At 72.5% G+C, this 17,398-nt stretch carries 16 protein-coding genes and 1 riboswitch; of the genes, 4 read left to right on the forward strand and 12 right to left on the reverse strand.

The window, feature by feature from the left end; all coding sequences use genetic code 11:
• Positions 1–80: 80 nt before the first annotated feature.
• The 3 genes from ACSMXO_RS17190 to ACSMXO_RS17200 all read right to left on the reverse strand — a co-directional run bounded on the left by ACSMXO_RS17190 (position 81) and on the right by ACSMXO_RS17200 (position 2,006).
• Entirely contained in the window at positions 81–1,100 is a 1,020-nt protein-coding gene (locus tag ACSMXO_RS17190; protein WP_455418518.1) for a nucleotidyl transferase AbiEii/AbiGii toxin family protein, read from the reverse strand.
• 68 nt (positions 1,101–1,168) lie between these two features.
• Complete coding sequence (locus tag ACSMXO_RS17195; protein WP_455418519.1) at positions 1,169–1,561, reverse strand: DUF4180 domain-containing protein; 393 nt, start codon at positions 1,559–1,561, stop codon at positions 1,169–1,171.
• Positions 1,554–2,006 carry a helix-turn-helix domain-containing protein gene (locus tag ACSMXO_RS17200; RefSeq protein ID WP_455418520.1) on the reverse strand — a complete coding sequence of 151 codons (453 nt, stop codon included), beginning with the start codon at positions 2,004–2,006 and terminating at the stop codon, positions 1,554–1,556. The genes ACSMXO_RS17195 and ACSMXO_RS17200 overlap by 8 nt, the downstream gene beginning before the upstream one ends.
• 236 nt (positions 2,007–2,242) lie before the next feature.
• A riboswitch (guanidine-I (ykkC/yxkD leader) is annotated at positions 2,243–2,359 on the forward strand.
• 48 nt (positions 2,360–2,407) lie between these two features.
• Here ACSMXO_RS17200 and ACSMXO_RS17205 point away from each other — a divergent pair.
• Genes ACSMXO_RS17205 through ACSMXO_RS17220 form a run of 4 tightly spaced genes read left to right on the forward strand, consistent with a single transcriptional unit; the run spans position 2,408 to position 6,244 of the window.
• The gene (locus ACSMXO_RS17205; protein ID WP_455418521.1) at positions 2,408–3,580 is read left to right on the forward strand and encodes an agmatinase family protein; all 1,173 of its coding nucleotides are present in this window, start codon (positions 2,408–2,410) and stop codon (positions 3,578–3,580) included.
• On the forward strand, positions 3,577–4,584 hold the full coding sequence (locus ACSMXO_RS17210) for an ABC transporter substrate-binding protein (RefSeq protein WP_455418522.1): 1,008 nt from the start codon (positions 3,577–3,579) through the stop codon (positions 4,582–4,584). The genes ACSMXO_RS17205 and ACSMXO_RS17210 overlap by 4 nt, the downstream gene beginning before the upstream one ends.
• Positions 4,584–5,474, forward strand: a complete 891-nt coding sequence (locus tag ACSMXO_RS17215; RefSeq protein ID WP_455418523.1) for an ABC transporter permease — start codon at positions 4,584–4,586, stop codon at positions 5,472–5,474. The genes ACSMXO_RS17210 and ACSMXO_RS17215 overlap by 1 nt, the downstream gene beginning before the upstream one ends.
• Positions 5,462–6,244, forward strand: coding sequence for an ABC transporter ATP-binding protein (locus tag ACSMXO_RS17220; protein ID WP_455418524.1), 783 nt, complete (start codon positions 5,462–5,464; stop codon positions 6,242–6,244). The genes ACSMXO_RS17215 and ACSMXO_RS17220 overlap by 13 nt, the downstream gene beginning before the upstream one ends.
• 17 nt (positions 6,245–6,261) lie before the next feature.
• On the opposite strand, the gene ACSMXO_RS17225 is transcribed toward ACSMXO_RS17220, so the two are convergent.
• The 9 genes from ACSMXO_RS17225 to ACSMXO_RS17265 form a co-directional block, all read right to left on the reverse strand.
• Positions 6,262–7,179 carry a hypothetical protein gene (locus tag ACSMXO_RS17225; RefSeq protein WP_455418525.1) on the reverse strand — a complete coding sequence of 306 codons (918 nt, stop codon included), beginning with the start codon at positions 7,177–7,179 and terminating at the stop codon, positions 6,262–6,264.
• On the reverse strand, positions 7,176–9,662 hold the full coding sequence (locus tag ACSMXO_RS17230; protein WP_455418526.1) for an Hsp70 family protein: 2,487 nt from the start codon (positions 9,660–9,662) through the stop codon (positions 7,176–7,178). Before ACSMXO_RS17230 ends, ACSMXO_RS17225 begins: the two co-directional genes overlap by 4 nt.
• Complete coding sequence (locus tag ACSMXO_RS17235) at positions 9,655–10,230, reverse strand: hypothetical protein (protein WP_455418527.1); 576 nt, start codon at positions 10,228–10,230, stop codon at positions 9,655–9,657. The genes ACSMXO_RS17230 and ACSMXO_RS17235 overlap by 8 nt, the downstream gene beginning before the upstream one ends.
• 5 nt (positions 10,231–10,235) lie before the next feature.
• Positions 10,236–11,282 carry a serine/threonine-protein kinase gene (locus ACSMXO_RS17240; protein WP_455418528.1) on the reverse strand — a complete coding sequence of 349 codons (1,047 nt, stop codon included), beginning with the start codon at positions 11,280–11,282 and terminating at the stop codon, positions 10,236–10,238.
• Positions 11,279–12,061, reverse strand: coding sequence for an FHA domain-containing protein (locus tag ACSMXO_RS17245; protein ID WP_455418529.1), 783 nt, complete (start codon positions 12,059–12,061; stop codon positions 11,279–11,281). Before ACSMXO_RS17245 ends, ACSMXO_RS17240 begins: the two co-directional genes overlap by 4 nt.
• Positions 12,062–12,091: 30 nt before the next feature.
• On the reverse strand, positions 12,092–14,239 hold the full coding sequence (locus ACSMXO_RS17250; protein ID WP_455418530.1) for a hypothetical protein: 2,148 nt from the start codon (positions 14,237–14,239) through the stop codon (positions 12,092–12,094).
• A gap of 114 nt (positions 14,240–14,353) precedes the next feature.
• Positions 14,354–14,992 carry a LuxR C-terminal-related transcriptional regulator gene (locus tag ACSMXO_RS17255; RefSeq protein ID WP_455418531.1) on the reverse strand — a complete coding sequence of 213 codons (639 nt, stop codon included), beginning with the start codon at positions 14,990–14,992 and terminating at the stop codon, positions 14,354–14,356.
• On the reverse strand, positions 14,977–16,164 hold the full coding sequence (locus tag ACSMXO_RS17260) for a sensor histidine kinase (RefSeq protein WP_455418532.1): 1,188 nt from the start codon (positions 16,162–16,164) through the stop codon (positions 14,977–14,979). The genes ACSMXO_RS17255 and ACSMXO_RS17260 overlap by 16 nt, the downstream gene beginning before the upstream one ends.
• 77 nt (positions 16,165–16,241) lie before the next feature.
• Positions 16,242–17,264 (reverse strand): SMP-30/gluconolactonase/LRE family protein, encoded by a 1,023-nt coding sequence (locus ACSMXO_RS17265; RefSeq protein WP_455418533.1) that lies wholly within the window; start codon positions 17,262–17,264, stop codon positions 16,242–16,244.
• Between the last annotated feature and the right edge of the window lie 134 nt (positions 17,265–17,398).

Consider the following 17,398-nt stretch of genomic DNA (forward strand, 5'->3'; position numbering starts at 1 on the left):
GGCCGCCGTCGGCGGTCGGCTCCTCCGGCGGTCCACATCGGCGAGGTACGCTCCGCCGTGGTGTGCTGGGAACGAGCTGACTACGGCGGGAGGTCCGGCGCCAGTGCGGCGGCCAGCCGGTCGAGCCAGGGCGCCGGATCGGCCCCGGCCGGCGGATGCGCGCCGGGCAGGGCCGACCAGTCGACCGTCCAGCCCCGGACCGCCGCCGGCCGCAGCAGGTCCGGGTCGGGGATCCGGCGCAGCAGCGTACGGAGCAACCGGGCCGGCAGGCGTACCCCGGGCAGTTCGGCGAGCAGCACCGCGTCGTAGAGGTCCTTTCCGGCCGACAGCCCGTCGGTCGCCTGGTCGATGCAGAGCCACTGGAGTTTCCAGGCCAGCGAGAGCTCCGGCGTCGCCGCCCACACCACCGTCGGCGGGTCGGTCCCGTCCCGCCGGGGCACCGCGAGCAGCCGGGGCGGCTCGGGCAGCCGCTCGTCGTACGCGAAATCGAGCTGTACCGTGCCGGAGAGCGCGTCGCCGACCCGCCAGGGCACGAGGAGACGGCTCCCGCCGCCGCCCTCCTCGGCGAAGTCGCGGTATCCCGAGTCGTACGAGTAGCCCCGGGTGTCGTCCTCGATGATCGCGTCCGGGTCGATGCGGAGGTCGCCGCCCGCATCGGGATGCCGGCGCAGCAGTTCGACGACGTCCTGGTGCGGACTGGGCAGCAGCGCGGTCTCCGCGGCCTCGACCCAGTGCAGCCCCTCCGGGGGCAGCCGCGCCGGCAGCCCACCGGTGTCGAAGTCCTCGAACATCCAGGGCTCGTCCGGGGGTACCCCGTGCACCGCCTCCGGCCAGAGCCGGACCGGGTCGAGGCGGTCGATGTAGGGGTGCGGGTGCAGGTCGTCGAGCGGGATCGCTGCGCCCGGCCGGACCACCCAGTCGAGGTCGCCGGGCTCGCGTGCCCGGTCACCCACCCACGACCGCATGGTCATGCTGCCGCGCAGTACCAGGGCATCGCCGCAGGGTGCCGCCGCGACCAGCGCCAGTATGTGATCGAGCACGGCACGCCGGGCCGCCCGCTCGTCGGGCGACCCGACTCCGGCCCCCGCTGGGCTGTCCACGCCGGGCAGGCTACCGGGCCGGTACGACGGGCACGTCCCGCCCGGGCGTAGGCCGCCGGCGAGCGGCGTCAGGCCGGGCGGCGACCGGGCCGGTCGGTCAGGGCGCGGAGCCGGTCGTCGAGGGCGTCGAGATCCGGTACGAACCAGACGTGGTCCGCCTTGTTGGACTCCTCGACCAGGGCGCGCAACGCCGAACTGGTCGCGAGCTGCGCGGAGATGTCGCCGACCACCACCAGCCGCAGCCGGTAGTTGACGAACTTCTGCATGACCTCTCCGGCGAAGCGGGTGCCGAGGGAGAAGAAGCTCGCGTCCAGCCGGCTCGCCGGCACCGCCACCACCGTGGCGCCGAGGAAGGCCGCGCCGATCAGGTCCAGTGCGTCCTGCTCGGTGGCGATCGGCGGGCCGCCCGGGTCGCAGACCAGCACCGACACCCCGGCCCGGTCCTGGATCTCGTCAGGCATCCGCCACCTCCCCGCTGAGCAGGCCGTTGTCGCCGTGAAGCACGGCGTCGAGCAGGTGCAGCAGCTCGGCGGTGGCGGCGGCGTCACCGAGTATCACGATCTTCATTCGGCCTCGTTCCTCGTCGTGGACGGTCTGCACCCGCAGCGGGCGCCCGGGGTCGTGGTGGGTGTTCGCCCCGGCGAGCAGGAAGGTGCCGAGCCGGTCGGCTCCGGACCGGTCGATGCCGTCGATCTGCACGATGCTCGACACCTCCACCGCAGCGGGGCCGCCGGGCCGGGGCGGGCCGGTGCCGGTCAGCGCGTCGAGGTCGGCCCGGGCGATCCGGTACTGCTTGCCGATCCGTACCGCCCGGAGCCGGCCCGAGCGGATGTAGCCACGCACGGTCCGGACGTGCAGGCCGAGCCGGTCAGCCACCTGCTCGACCGAATACATCTCGTTACCCATCAGCATCTAACCTACCCAAGATAGGGTCTGATAGGGAACTTTGTTGGCACCGTCACTCGTGCGGTGCGTTCCATCGGGTGCTCGGACCGCCGCGCCGACGCCGGTCCGGCGACGGGGAGCCGGGGCGCGGCGCGGCGGCACCCGGGCGTGATGTCGATCGCGGCCGATACCTGCCGGCAACGGGCGGGCAAAACGCGGGAAACCCATGGCCCTTACGTTTCGATGCGACTCATCCACTGAGGCGCGCCTAGGGTTCCGTCGCCCCGGACAGGGGCGGGACTGGTCCGAGAGGCGCAGGCGGGGCCGGCGGCGCGGTCGGCGCCGTTCCACGGCGGGACAAAAGCCCGGGAGACAGCCACACCCGGCTGTTCCCGGCCGGGCGACCTTTCCCGGAGGTGCCCATGGGTTTCGCACACGATCAACATCCGCATGGCCGCTCGGACGACCGTCCGGGTGAGCCCGACCCGCTGCTGCACGACAACTACGGTCCGGAGGCCCGCTACGCGGTGCGGCGGGAGGCGGAGCTGCCGACCACCCGGTGGGAGGCCGAGGTCGAGCGCGGCCTGCGGCTCGGACTGCCCGGCGCCGACTCGATCGTGGACCGCCGGATCCCCACCTTCTCCCGTGGCGAGCTACCGCACTTCGCCGGCATCAACACCTTTCTCAAGGCGCCGTACGTCGAGGACGTCACCATCTGTGGCGAGTACGACGTGGCCGTGCTCGGCGCCCCGTTCGACGGCGGTACGACGTACCGGCCCGGGACCCGGTTCGGGCCGCAGGGCATCCGGAAGATCTCCGCGCTGTACGGGCCGTACAGCTTCGAACTCGGCGTCGACCTGCGGGAGTCGATCACGATCGCCGACCTCGGTGACGTCTTCACCATCCCCGGCAACATCGAGAAGACCTTCGACCAGATCTCCAAGGCGGTCAGCCACGTCTACGCCTCGGGTGCCTTCCCGGTGGTGCTCGGCGGCGACCACTCGATCGGCTACCCGACCGTACGCGGCGTCGCCGAGCACCTGGACGGCAACCTGGGCATCATCCACTTCGACCGGCACGTCGACACCCAGGAGACCGATCTCGACGAGCGGATGCACACCACCCCGTGGTTCCACGCCACCGACATCCCGAACGTGCCGCCGAAGAACCTGGTGCAGATCGGCATCGGCGGCTGGCAGGCGCCCCGGCCCGGGGTGAAGGTCGGCCGGGAGCGCGGCACCACCATCATGACCGTCACCGACTGCGTCGAGATGGGGATCGAGGCCGCCGCCCAGAAGGCCCTGGAGGTCGCCTGGGACGGTGCGGAGGCGGTCTGGCTCTCCTTCGACGTCGACTGCCTCGACGCCGCGTTCGTCCCCGGCACCGGCTGGCCCGAGCCGGGCGGCTTCCTGCCCCGCGAGGTCCTCAAGTTCATCCAACTCATCGCCGAGCGGCCGCTCGCCGGCATCGAGGTGGTCGAGTGCTCCCCGCCGTACGACAACGCGGAGATCACCTCGCTCATCGCCACCCGGGTCATCTGCGACACCCTGGGCTGCCTCGTGCGCGCCGGCCACCTCCCCGGGAGGAAGTCATGAGAAGACGCCCGCTGACCCGGCTGTTGGCGGTGGCTGCCTGCACCGCCCTGCTCGGCGCGACGGCCGGCTGCGGTGACGGCGGCGACTCCGGCGCCGCCGGGTCGACGACGGTACGCCTCGGCTTCAGCGCCTGGCCGGGCTGGTTCCCCTGGCAGGTCGCCCAGGAGAAGGGGCTGTTCGAGGCGAACGGCGTCGACGTCGAACTGACCTGGTTCGACAGCTACACCGACAGCCTCCAGGCGCTGAGCACCGGCAACCTCGACGCCAACAGCCAGACCCTGAACGACACCCTCACCTCGGTCAGCGGCGGGGCGAAGCAGACCATCGTGCTGGTCAACGACAACTCGACCGGCAACGACCAGATCATCGCGGCGCCCGGCATCGACGACATGGCCGGGCTGCGCGGCAGGAAGGTCGCGGTGGAGCAGGGCACCGTCGACCACTACCTGCTGCTCCTCGCCCTCGAAAAGGCGGGACTGGCCGAGGAGGACATCACCCTGACCCCGCTGCTGACCGACGCCGCGGCGGCGGCCTTCGTGGCCGGGCAGGTCGACGCGGTCGGGGCGTTCGCGCCGTTCACCACCACCGCGCTGGGCCGGGCGGGGAGCCGGGCCATCGCCACCTCGAAGGACTTCCCGGGAGCGATCCCGGACCACCTCGCCTTCGACAGCGGCTACCTGCGGGACCATCCGGAGCAGGTGCAGAAGGTGGTGCAGACCTGGTTCGACACCCTGGAGTGGATCGCGGCCAACGAGGCCGAGGCGGTGGCGATCATGGCCCGTCGGGGCGGGGTGAGCGAGGCCGACTACCGGACGTACAACGCCGGCACCACGATCTTCACCCGAGAGCAGAACATCGCCGCGTTCACCCCGGGCGGGGACCCGACCCACCTGGACTTCCAGGCCAACCGGATCGCCGAGTTCCTGGTCCGTACCGAGCTGGCTCCGGGCAAGCCGTCGCTGGACGGGTTGCTCGACTCGACGTTCGTGCGCGCGGTGACCTGATGGAGCGCCTGGTCAGCCCCGACACCCCCGAGCGGACGACGGCACAGCGCCCGCCGACCGCCCGGCAACTCTTCGGATCGCTGCCCCGGCGGCGCCCGGCCCGGCCGCCGGGCAGGGTGCTGGCGTTGCGTACGCCGCTGTCGGGCCGGACCCGAACCGTCCTGGTGCTCGCCTCGGTCGCGCTGCCGCTGCTGACCTGGCTGCTGCTCGGCGCGACCGGGGCGGTCGACCCCCGGTTCCTGCCACCGCCGGGTGCGGTCTGGTCGGCCGGGGTCGAGATGGCCGGCACTGGGGAGCTGTTCACCGACGCCTGGGCCACCGTCCGGCGGATCCTCTACGGGTACGGGCTCGGCGTGGCCGTGGCGGTACCGCTCGGGGTGGCGATGGGCAGTTTCGCGGCGGCCCGGTCCGCCCTGGAGCCGGTCAGCGGACTGCTGCGCTATCTGCCGGCGGCGGCGTTCACCCCGTTGCTGCTGATCTGGCTCGGCATCGGCGAGGCGCCGAAGATCGCTCTGATCTTCATCGGCACCGTCTTCTTCAACATGCTGATGGTCGCCGACGCGGTCCGGCAGGTGCCGATCGACCTGGTCAACGTCTCGTACACGCTCGGTGCCCGGGGCGGTGAGGTGCTGCGCAAGGTGATCCTGCCGTACGCGCTGCCTGGGATCGTCGACGCGGTACGGGTGAACTTCGCCGCCGCCTGGGGCCTGGTGGTGGTCGCCGAGCTGGTGAACAGCCAGGAGGGTCTGGGCAAGCGGATCCTGCTCGCCCAGCGGTTCACCCAGACCGACAAGATCTTCGCCATCCTGGTGGTGATCGGGCTGATCGGGGTGACCGCCGACGTCGTACTCCGGATCACCCGGGACCGGCTCGGGCGGTGGGTGCCGTGACGGCCGGGCTGCTCGAACTTGTCGGCGTCGACCGGGTGTTCCGGCGGCACGGCCGGGACGTCCCCGCGCTGACCGACGTCCACCTGCGGATTGCCCGTACCTCCTTCGTCTGCGTCGTCGGCGCCAGCGGCTCCGGCAAGTCCACCCTGCTCTCCCTGGTCGCCGGCCTCGACCGGCCGTCGAGCGGGGAGATCCTGCTCGACGGCAACCCGGTGCGCGGGCCCGGCCCGGACCGGGGCCTGGTGTCGCAGAGCGGCGCGGTCTATCCGTGGCGGACGGTCGAGCGCAACGTCGCCTTCGGCCTGGAACTGCTCCGGATCGACCGGGCGGAGCGGGCCCGCCGGGTCGCCTGGTATCTGGAGGAGACCGGCCTGACCACACTCCGCTCGGCGCTGCCGAAGCAGCTCTCCGGCGGGCAGCGGCAGCGGGTGGCCATCGCCCGGGCACTGGCCTGCGAGCCGGACGTGCTGCTGCTCGACGAGCCGTTCGGCGCGCTGGACGTGCAGACCAAGGAGGACATGCAGCTCTTCATCCGGCGGGTGTGGCGGGACACCGGCACCACCGTGCTGATGGTCACGCACGATGTGGAGGAGGCGGTCTTCCTCGGGCAGCGGGTGGTGGTGCTGGCCAGCGACCCGGGCCGGGTCGCCGCCGACATCACGCTGGACCTGCCGGACGATCGGGATCTCGGCCTCAAGCGGACGCCGGAGTTCCTGACCCTGCGGGCCCGGGTCGAGGACCTGGTCCGGACGTTCCACCACACACCGTGAAACTCGACTACTCCTGATCATGAGGGGGTGAGGACGAGGCTCGCGGTGCGGTTGCGGGCCGGCTCCCGGAACGGGCCCTCGGACTGGTCGGCGGAGCGCAGGGTGAAAGCGGTCAGTGGCAGGTCGCCGGCCTCCGCCAGCTCCCGCGCCGCGACCCGGGCCCGGCTCAGCGCCGTACCCGAGCCGCCGCTGGTGCGTCCGCCCGGCACCGGCACGCTGTGCCCGACCACGGTGACCGTCACGTCGAGGTCGGGCAGGCGGCGGCCGACGGCGGCGAGCATCTCGGCACCGTTCGCGGTCAGCCAGGCGTCGCGGCTGAACAGGCCCTTCCGGAAATAGACCTCCACCGTGTCCGGGCGGCGCTGCACCACCACGCCGGGCAGGGTGACGCCGCGGGCAATAGCGTCGAGCCGGGCGGCCAACGCCTGGGCGGCGGCCGCCCGATCCGCCTCGATCTGCTGGAGCCGGCCCTGCAACTCCGCGGCACGGCGCCGCTCCGCGTCCAATGCCGCGGTGTCCGGCGTGGAGGCGGCCACCGACGCGACGGGCTTCGCGGGCGGCGGGGCTGACAGCGACGGGAGCACGATCGCGGTACCGGCGGCGACCGCGACCACCACCACCCCGGCCGCCGCGAGGCCCACCCGCGGCGCGACCGGACGCGGCCGGCGATCACCGGCGAGGATGGCGGCGACCGCCCGCCGGCCCGCAGCGGCGCCCTCGTGGCCCGGGTCGATCGCCTGGACCGCCGCCCAGGACGCGTCCGCCTCCTGCCAGCGTCCTTGCTGGGCGCGGATCCGGGCGAGCAGGTCGAGGGCGGCCGGCTCGGCGCCGTCCAACGCGGCGAGAGTCTGGGCCGCACCGTCCAGGTCGCCGCGCCGGGCGGCGGCCATGGCCCGGCTCAGCGTCAGGTCGGTACCCAGGTCCGGCGCGGTCACCGGCCGACCAGCCCGATGATCTTCGGCTGCTCCTCGCGCGGCAGCAGCCGGACGAGCCGCGAGTTGACCGCGTCGAGCGCGGGTTCGTCACCAGCGGCCAGCGCTTCCTTGCCTTCCCGGACGAGCTTGCGGGCCTCACCGGACGGCTGCATCCGGCCCTGCTGCTCGCACAGCGCGTAGAACAGGCGTACCGACCAGCCCGGCTGCCGCCGTTCGAGCTCGATGAGGAACTCGGTGACCCGCTCGGTCTCCGCCTTGATCCGCGCCGAGCTGCCGCTGTCGATGGCCTCGTTCGCGCGCCGCTGGAACTCGGCGAGCGCCGACCGGTCGGCGGGGTGCCCCACCTCGGATACCAGCCGGCCGGTTTCGGCGAGCAGGTCACGCAGCTCCCGTACCAGCGCTGGTTGGTCGGCGGCCTCCTCGATGTCGTCGAGCTGCGCCTGCACCTCGCGCAGCCGGTCTTCGGCCGTGGCGGCCGCGCCCGCGTCCACGGCGGCGGCCCGGACCTGTTCCCGCGCGGTGGTCAGGGTGCCCTCGTCGTCGAGCCGCCGCAACCGGTCGCGTACCTCCGGTACCTCCGACGCGTGCGACTCGTGCAGCGCGGCCATCCGCTGCTCGGCCTCGGCCAGCGCGGACGCCAGCTCGTCCGGCTGCGGCGTGCGCACCTCGTCGAGGTTGATCTCCGCCTCGAACTGGGCCTGGATCAGCGGCACGTCGGCGACGACGGTGACGAGGCTGGAGGCGTCCACCTCGAACGTCACCTCGACCTCGGTTCCGGCGGGCAGGTCGATCCGCACGTCCAGCGGGCGGATCTCCAGCATGCCGACCGGGCGGTTGCGGTCGGCGCGGCCCCGTTCGCCCTGCACCACCGGGATCCGGACCACGGCCTCGGCGTCCGAGCGGCGCAGCGCCGCGGCGGTGCGGAACACCTCGCGTGCTCGGGTCGGCAGCGTCGCGCCCTTGCGCAGCAGTGGCGCGAACGCGCGGTCGGCGAGCTGGATGCCGAGCGAGTGGGTCAGCCGGGCACCGCCGAACTCGACCTCCCGGTGCGTGATGGACAGCGAGTCGGGCGACACCTTCTGCGGTACGCCGGACCCGTCCGTGAGTTCCACCGTGAACCGCGAGGTCCGGTGTGGATCGATGGCGACCTCGGTCAGGAAGGCACCCTCGGCGTTCAGCACGACCCGTCCGGTGCGGAACGGCGGCTGCCCGTCCGGGTTGCTGAGCGTCACGCCGTACCCGGTCCAGTCCACCGGTGCGGTGCCGTGCACCTTGCCAGCGACCACGGGTGTGGTGGTCGTGACGCTCGGCTCGTACGCGAGTTGGAGGGCGAACTCGCCGGCGGCCGGTTGGAACGACGGTGGGTCGGGGCGCCGGACGGTACTGGCGAAGATGGCGGCACCGCGGGCGACCACGGTGGTCGGATCCAGGCTGGTGTCGAGCGCGATGCCGAGGCCGTCGCGGCCGTCGGCGAGGCGCTCCCGCAGTCCGGGCGCGAGGGTGGTGCCGCCGACGAGCAGCAGCCGGTCGATGTCGTCCGCACTCAACCCACTGTCGGCGAGCGCGGTGCGGCACAGGTTTGTCGCCCGGGCGTAGAACGGCTCGGCGACCCGGTCGAGCTCGTCCCGCCGGAGCGTGTACTCGAACGTCTCGATGTCACCTCCGCTGACCGTCAGGTCCACCACCAGGTCGATCGCGTCCCGGCGGGAGAGCTGGATCTTGCCCTCCTCGGCGAGCCACTTCAGCTTGGCGAAGTTCAGCCGCCATTCCGGGTTCTCGCGGTGGAAGTCGGCGAAGCCGAACTCGGCCGCGGCGGCCGGGGCCAGGATCCGCTCCACCACCGCCCAGTCGATGAGCTTGCCGCCCAGGTACGGGTCGCCGGCGTGGTTCAGCACCCGCAGGTCGCCGTCCCGCTTGCTCACGACCGCCGCGTCGAACGTGCCGCCGCCGAAGTCGAACACCATCCAGTAGGCCCGGTCGTCCGCGTCGTGGAAGCCGTACGCGAAGGCTGCCGCGGTGGGCTCCTGGACGAGCGGGCACGCGGCGCTGAGCCCGGCGAGCGCCGCCGCCTCCAGCGTTGCCTTGTTCTGGTTGAGCGAGAACGCGGCTGGCACGGTGATGACCGCCGCCTCCGGCGGGCTGCCGCTGTGGTGCGCGGCGTCCGCCCGCAGCGACTTGAGCACCTCGGCGGAGAGCTGCGGCGGCGTCAGCGTGCTGCCGGCCTTGCCGAACCGCTTGCCGGCGTCGGCCAGTCCCATCTCCAGCTTGAACTCGGCGGCCGCGTTTTCCGGGTCACTCTGTACCCGTTCGCGTGCGCGGCGTCCGACGTGCACGACCCCGGGCTTCGGGATCCACACCGCCGACGGGGTGAAGTCCCAGCCGTCGTTGTTCTTGATGACGGCGACGCTGCCGTCCTCCTCCACCACCGCGATCGCGCTGTTGGTGGTGCCGAGGTCGATGCCGAAGTCGATGGTGTCACGCATGCTCGTTCCTTCCGTCAACCTGCTGAGTGGGAGTACCGACGATGACCTGTCCCATCTGGATGAGGCGGCCGTGCAGATAGACGGACGGCCGTACGGTCTCGATGACGGTCTCGGTGCTCAGGGCCGGGTTCTCCTGGTACACCAGGACTTCGAGCTCCCGCCCCGGGTTGAAGACGTCGCCGTCGTGGTCCTGGACGACCAGGCCGGCGTCGGCCAGCGCCTCGGTGGAGGTGCGCAGATACCGGGTGGCCTGGCGGTCGCGGGGCGAGGGCCGCTCGCCGGCCGGGGCGAGCTTTCGCTGGGCCCGCCACAGGTTCGTGACGGCCGTCGCGAGTGCCGCCCCGTCCGGCTGCGCGGGTGGCGCTTCCTTCTCGTCCGGCTGCGCGGGCGGCGCTTCCTTCTCGTCCGGTTGCGCGGGTGGCGCTTCCTTCTCGTCCGGCTTCGCGTTCCGGACCGCCGTCAGCAGATCCTCCAGCCGGGCCCGCTGGGGCTCCGTCCACATCGGAGGCGCAATCCGGAACTCCCGATGATGCCGGCGCTGGCGAAGCTCCTCGCGCAGTCGGGTCATGCGTTTCACATCGTCACCCCTCGTCGCCACAGGTTCAACTTGGGCAGGTAGCGGGCGCGCAGGCCCGGCGACAGTTCGAGCGCCTCCGCCATCAGGCCCGCCGCCCGGTCGAGCTGGCCGGCGTGCCGGGCCAGTGCCAGCGCCTGCTCGGCAAGCCGCAGGGCCCGGGCGTCGGGCGGCTCTTCCCGGCTGCGGGCGGAGTTGCCGCCAAGGCGCCGGCTGCGCAGTCTGGCGGCCAACACGCCGGCGGAGGCCGGCCGATCGGCCGGGTCAACCTCCAGTGTGGACAGCAAGATCTGGTCCAGCTCCGGGTCCACCTCGGGGTGGTACCGGCTGGGCGGCAGCGGCACCCGCGCGAACCGACCCGGCGAGTACGACGACAGCGGCCCACCGTCGTCGTAGGGCAGGCGGTTGGTCAACAGCAGGTACACGATCGTGCCCACCGACCACACGTCGCTGGCCCGCGAGTACCCCTCGCGGCGCAGCACCTCCGGCGCCATGAAGGCGAACGTGCCCTGGGCGCTGGCCAGCATCGTGAACGGGTCGGCGCGCTTGGCGAGCCCGAAGTCGCTGATCCGGATCCGCAGGCCGCTGCCGTCGTATCCGACGAGGATGTTCGCCAGCGTGAGGTCGCGGTGCAGGATCGGCGGGTCCTGTTCGTGCGCGGCGGTCAGGCCGGAGGCGATCTGTTCGGCCGCCTCGACCGCCAGCGCCACCGGCATCGTGGGCGCGTGCGCGCGGATCAGCCGTTCGAGGCTGCCCCCGGCCACGTACTCCATGGTGAAAAATCCCCGGACGCCCTGCGGGGTACGCACGGTGCCGGCGTCGAACACCCGCACGATGTTCGGATGGCCCAATGTGGACAGCAGCCGGGCCTCCTCCAGCAGGGTACGGGTCTCGTCGAGGGAGGCGACCCGCTTGAAGACCTTCATGGCCTGCCAGCCGAGGTACTCGTGGCGTACCCGGTGCACCTCGGCGAACGCGCCCTCACCGAGCAACCGGTCCACCACGAGCGTTTCGGTGACGCGGTCGCCGCTCTCCAGCAGACTCACGAGTCTTCCTTGGGATCTTTGACGATGAGCCGGTACCCGATGCCGGTGATGGTCTCCAGGATGCGCGGCACGGACGGATCCGACTCGATGGCGCGGCGCACCGCGCGTACGACGCCGGCCAGGTCGGCACGGGTGTAGGCGCGGCCCGCCGGCCACTCCTCCCGTGGGCCCCAGAGCGCGGTGATGAGCTCCTCGTGCCCGCACGCGACCGCCGCACCGGCGCTGCTGCGACCCACCATGTACCGCAAAAGCTGGTGGCCCTGTGGCCGCAGCCCGCTGACCGGGGTCTCACCGCTCTCGTCGATCCGGTACGCCCGCGCGGCTACCCAGTCGTACCGCAGGCACGGCCCGCGGTTCGGCACCGCTGGCGCCGGCTCGAACGGCGCGGCCTGCGTGGTGTGCGGGTCGAGCAGCGTCAGCTCCCAGTACAGCGGTTCGCCGTCCGGGGACATGTCGCCGAGGATCAGCAGCGCGTCGCCGTGCCGCAGGCGGCAGCTTCCCACCAGGCGTTCGGTGCGTCCGCTCAGGGAACGGAGCAGCGTGCCGTTGACGCTCGCGTTGTCGGTGACCGTCCAGCCGCCGTCGCGTGAGTCCAGTGTGCAGTGCAGGCGGCCGACCCAGCGCTGCGGGTCCGGCTCCAGGACCACGTCCGGCGTGTGGTCCGCCGCCGTACGCCCGACCGTGATGGGCCCGTCCGTCAGCTCCACGCCCCGGACCCTCCCCTCCGGGGAGGTGACGCGCAACGTCACGCTCGCGCCCGTGCGGGCTTCCGCACCCACCGTCGACTCCTTGTGCGGCACCATGCCGGCCTACCGGGCTCGCCCGTCGAAGGGCTGGTCGTCCTTGCGGTGTGCCACGCAGGCCGCGTACATCCGCTGCTGACTCTGCTCGGTCCACCAATCGGAGCGGACCGGCGTGACCGTGAACGTGCTGGGCACCCGAAGCTGGCTCGCGAGCTGCTGGCACGCCCGGCCCGCCTCCTCCGCCAGCCGCACCCGGGCGGCGTCCTCGGTGAGCCGTGGCCCGGGCGGGGGCCAGTTCAGGGCCTGGTAGCCGAGGATCTCGGCCCAGTGGGGATTGTCGCATCGCACGATCGGCCACACGTTGTCCGCCCCGTCCGGCTCCTGCTTGAGTTCCACACAGTATCCGGCCGGCGCGTTGTGGTCCCGGCCCTGGCGGGACGTCACCGGCCGCGGTACGGCGAGCTGGGCCCCGGTCTGTTGCGAGGCCGCCAGGAACGACCAACGCTCGCCGTCGGCACGCACCACCAGGCACGTCGCGTAGTTGGACACCGAGTCTGGACTGACGACGACGTCCGGGGCGGGGAGGACGACCTCGGTGGTGTACGGATCCGACGACAGTCCGAAGTGGATCGCCTGCTCCCCACAGCTGAAGCGCGCGAGTCCGGCCAGGTAGTCGTAGTCCGCGCCGGGCCAGGACGAGATTGCCTCCCGCAGTCCCAGATAGGCGATCACCTCGCCGGCGTGTTCCTGCCCGCAGGGCACGGTCGTCACCGCCGTGTCGCCGTCGCGCCAGTCGTTCGCGTCCCGGACACAGATGATTTCCTGCGAGACGTCGCCATAGTCGACCGGGTGGATGTCGACCGATTCCGTCCCCGCGTCGGTCACGGCGTTGACGATGAGCACGAGCGCCACCACCACGACCGCGCAGAGAGCGAGGACACCGAGCACCCGGAGCCGCTGCCGCCGCGCCTCGTACTCCTCCCAGTCAGACAGTCGGATCGGCGTGCGGTACCGGAGCGGTCGGCTGGGTGTGTCGTATGAGACCGGCGCGCCGGCCTCCAGATCGGACAGCATGTCGCGGATGGCCACCGCGAGCGCTTCGTCGGTGACCTCGGCGAGGATGCCGCGCAGGAACCTCGCGGCCTCGTACCGCCCGCGGGTCCGGCGGATCTCGTCGACCCTGAACCGGAACTGGTTGAGCGCTCCGTCCGCCTCGTCGAAGCCACGCAGGTTCTCCCGGACCCGGCGCCGGGTCTCCGGGTCGGTGGCGAGCTTCTCCGCCTCCGCCAGCCAGCCCTTTACCTTGCCCTTGTACTGTCCGGTGGCCCGGTGCCGGGCGAGTGCGCAGTTGTTGAGCAGCACCGCGACCTTGTCCCGGACGGCGTCCGTCCGGCGGTGCTCGTCGCGCGGCGCCAACCCCTCCAGCCGGGCCAGCAACGGCTTCACCCGCGCGCGCATCTCGGTCACGATCTCGTCGGCGTCACCCGACTCCAGCCGGCTGTGCAGGTCCCGGACGGCGGACTCCAGCTCCGCATACAGCGGCTCGGCGGCTTCCTCGATCAGCCGGTCGCGTTCCCGGGCGGGCACCGGCCACTCACCCAGGTTCTTCCGCAGCGGAGCGGGATAGGCGGCGGACGCCGCCAGCCGCAGGAGTGGGCGCACCAACGCCACCGGCAACTCCGCGCGCAGCGCCTCCACGGCGGACGCGTCGAGCTGCCTGTCGTCGAGCCGCTCCACCCGGTGGTGCAGGTGCCGCCAGAACGACGCCGACCGGAGCGTCTTCGTCCAGGCCGTCGCCGCCGCCGTCCACTGACCCGGTAGCCCGCCGGCGATGGTCGCGGCCAGCAGGTCGGCCGGCTCCACGTCGAGCGCCGCGGCGTGTGCCCGCACCGCGGCGTCGTGGTCGTAGTGCACACCCGCCGGGCACTCGCACCCGTCCGGCGTACCCCACACGGCGAACACCTCGTGCACCAGGCGGCGGCGCGGATCGCCCAACACCCCGTCGAACGCGGCGCGTACCTCCTCGGTGGTTGCCGAGGAACCCTGCCAGCCCACGTCCGCGCCGACCCGCAGCGCCGCCGTCAACTGCTGCTGCCGCGCTCGTGCGGTGCGCCGGTCCACATCCACCGGCAGGCCGGTGACCCGGAAGGCGTTGCGCCGGTACAGGTCCGGCCCGGCCATTTCCCGCAGGCTGGCGACCGCCACCTCACTCACTCGTGCTCCCCAGGACGACATCGTTCAGGACTCGGATCGGCTCGGCTCTGCTCTCAGGATCGTCGCGTCGCGCGCCGCGCACCACGGCAGACAGTTGGAAACCAGATGTACGGCCTAGGGCAGATCACCACGGATCGGATCCTCGCCGACGCGCTTCAGGTAGTCACCCGGATTGGTGATCGGCCGGCCGTCGTCCCGGTACTTCTGCCGAACCCGTTCCAGGTGGGTCTTCACCGTGCTCTTCTCGATGCCGAGCCGCCGCGCGATGGCGGCGTGCGTCATGCCCTCCGCCACCCCCAGCAGGATCTGCCGTTCCCGAGGTGTCAGCGACGGACCGCGGCGGTCGTCGTCGCTCAGCAGGAACGCGTGCTCCGGCGACGTTGGCGTCTCGCCGCGGTGCACGGCCCGGATCGTGTCCGCCAGATCGTTGAGATCGCGTTCCTTGGGGATGTAGGCCACCGCGCCGGCCTCGGTCGCGGAGACCACCCAGCGGCGGTCCTTCACCACCGAAATGACGATCACCTGGCGGCCGGTGGCGGTCAGTTGCGCGACGTTGTGCGCCGGGTCGGTGAAGTTGCCCAGGTCGAGATCGAGTAGCACGATCGCCGGAGCGTCGGGTCCGGCAAGGTACTCGTCGACGGACGCGGCCATCGCCGTCAAGCGGATGTCGGGCGTGCTGCCGAACCAGTTCGCGAACGACTGGAGCAGCATCTTCTCGTCGTCGATGGCGCCGATGGTTATGACGGTTTCCATGTGATCTCCACGGTGGTGCCCTCGCCGGGCGTACTGGTGATGTCGCACTGGCCGCCGGCCTCGACCACGCGGTGCCGGATCGAGCCCAGCAGGCCGTACCCGCTCCGCGTGGCCGCGGGCACGAAGCCGGCGCCCCGGTCGACGACCGTGACGCGTACCCCGCCGGCGTCGTCGCCTCGGGTCGTCAGCCACGCCTGCCCGGTGCCCGCGTGCTTGCGGGCGTTGTTGAGCGCCTCCCGGGTCGCGCCGAGCAGCGCCTCGGTGACGTGACCGGGCACGCCCGTCGGCAGTTCCGCCGCGTTGTGGTCGATCCGCAGCCCGAGAGCCGCCAGGTCACGCATGACACGCCCGAGCCCGGCGCCGAGGTCCGTCGACATCGCGTCGTCCGACCCGGTGATCAGGGAGCGCAGGTACCGCGCGTCGCGCTCGCACTGGCTGCGGAACCGCTCGGTGTTGAGGTCGATCTGCCCCATCGCGCCCACGGTCAGCGTGGACAGCACCGTGTCGTGCAGGTTCCGGTACTGCCGCCGCCGCTCCCAGTCCCGGGCCTCGACCGACGCCATCCGGGCGGCCGCGTCGGCCGCCTGGCGCTGGGCCGCCAGCGCGGCCGCGTGGGCCTCGTCCGCGGCGCGCGCCGACGAGCGTACCCAGGCCGCGGCGAATCCGGCGGCGACGGTGAACAGGACGAGCGAGCCGATGTTGCCGGTCACGGACGCGAGGAGCGACGGGTCGGCGGCGAGATCCCGCCACACGCCGGCGAGGTAGCAGCCGGACAGCAGCAGGATCGACGGTCCGGCCAGCCAGCGTGGGCTGAACACGACGGCGAGCACGCCGGCCGCGTTCGCTGGCCCGACGGTCCAGTTCGCCCACCCGATCGCGTGGCCGGGCGCGGTCAACCGGCCGATGACCACGAGCGCGACCCCGATGAGCAGGACGTCGGCGACGACGGCGAGCGACGTGATGCGCCGCCCGCGCAGCGCGGCTCCGTAGAGCACCAGCGACCACACGGCGGCCACGGCGTAGAGGCCGAACACGACGCCCGGCCGCAGGTATGCCGACCGGTCGGTGGAGACGGCGGCCGCCCCGGCCGTGGCGTACTGCGCGAGCCGGAGCGCCCCGAACCCGCGGACCAGCACGCGTTCGGCTTGTTCCCGCCCGTTGACCTCCGACACGCTCCCAAGATTTCAAACCCCGGCGATACGCGGAAGTCCGCTCTGCGGCGGACTCCCACGATCAGGACGGTGTCCGGCTAGGAGGGCACCGCCGGCAGGTCCAACGCCGCGACGGCACCGCCGTGCAGGCTGCCCAGCCAGACGGTGGCGCCGTGCCGGCGTACCCCGGTGACCATCGAGAAGCCCGGGACGCATGCCTGGAGGTCGTACCGGACCCGGCCCTCGGCGTCCACCGCCTGCACCCAGGCGGTGTCCGCCGGCTTCGGTTGCAGGAAGTCCGGCAGCGCCCAGACCGCCCGCCGCACGGCGGGATGCCACGGCGAGACCCGGTCCAGCAGCGCGTTCCGGGGCGAGCCCATCGCGATCCAGAGCAGCCCGTCGTCGTCGGGGGCGAGGTTGTCGGGGAAGCCCGGCAGGTTGTCGGCCAGCCGGTCCACCTCTCCGGTACGCGGCCCGGTCAGCCACACCCGGGTCAGCCGGTACGCCCCGGTCTCGGCCACCACCACATACGACTCGTCGGCCGCCAGCGCCACCCCGTTGGCGAACTGGAGCCCGGTCAGCACCTCCTCGGTACGCCCGTCCGGACGCCACCGGAGCAGGCGTCCGGTGCCGGAGTGTTCCAGCAGGTCGGCCTTCCAGTGCGCCAGGGCGAAGCGCTGGGACGAGTCGCTGAACCAGATCGACCCGTCGCCGGCCACCGCCGCGTTGTTGCAGAGCCGCAGCGGTGCCGACCCGACCGGCGTGCCGGCGGCGACGAGGGTGCTGACCCGGGCGGTGTCGGGATCGACCCGGAGCAGTCCACGCCCGGCGTCGCAGACCACCAGCCGGTCGTCACGGTCCACCTCGACGCCGAGCGGCCGGCCGCCGGTCTCGGCGACCACCCGTGGCCCGGTGCCGTCCGTCGACAGCCGCACCAGCCGGCCGTCGGCGAGCCCGGTGTAGACCCGGCCGGCGGAGTCGACCGCGACGTCCTCCGGCCCCTGGCCGGGCAGGGCGTGCAGGCGTACCGGTGGCATCGGGTCGGTGCCGCTGTGCTGACGGGCCCGGGCCGGTGCCCGCTCCGGTCGCCACACGACGGGATCGATCCGGGGTCTGGCCATGGCCCATGGTATCCATCCGGATCGCTGCCCGCGCCGGTCCGGCCACGTCCACCCTGGACAGCTCCGGGCGGGTCGGCTTGACGGCTGCCGCCGGGCAACGATATAAACCATCTGGTTATAGAACTGAGAGGTTA

The organism is Plantactinospora sp. DSM 117369 (assembly GCF_053764795.1).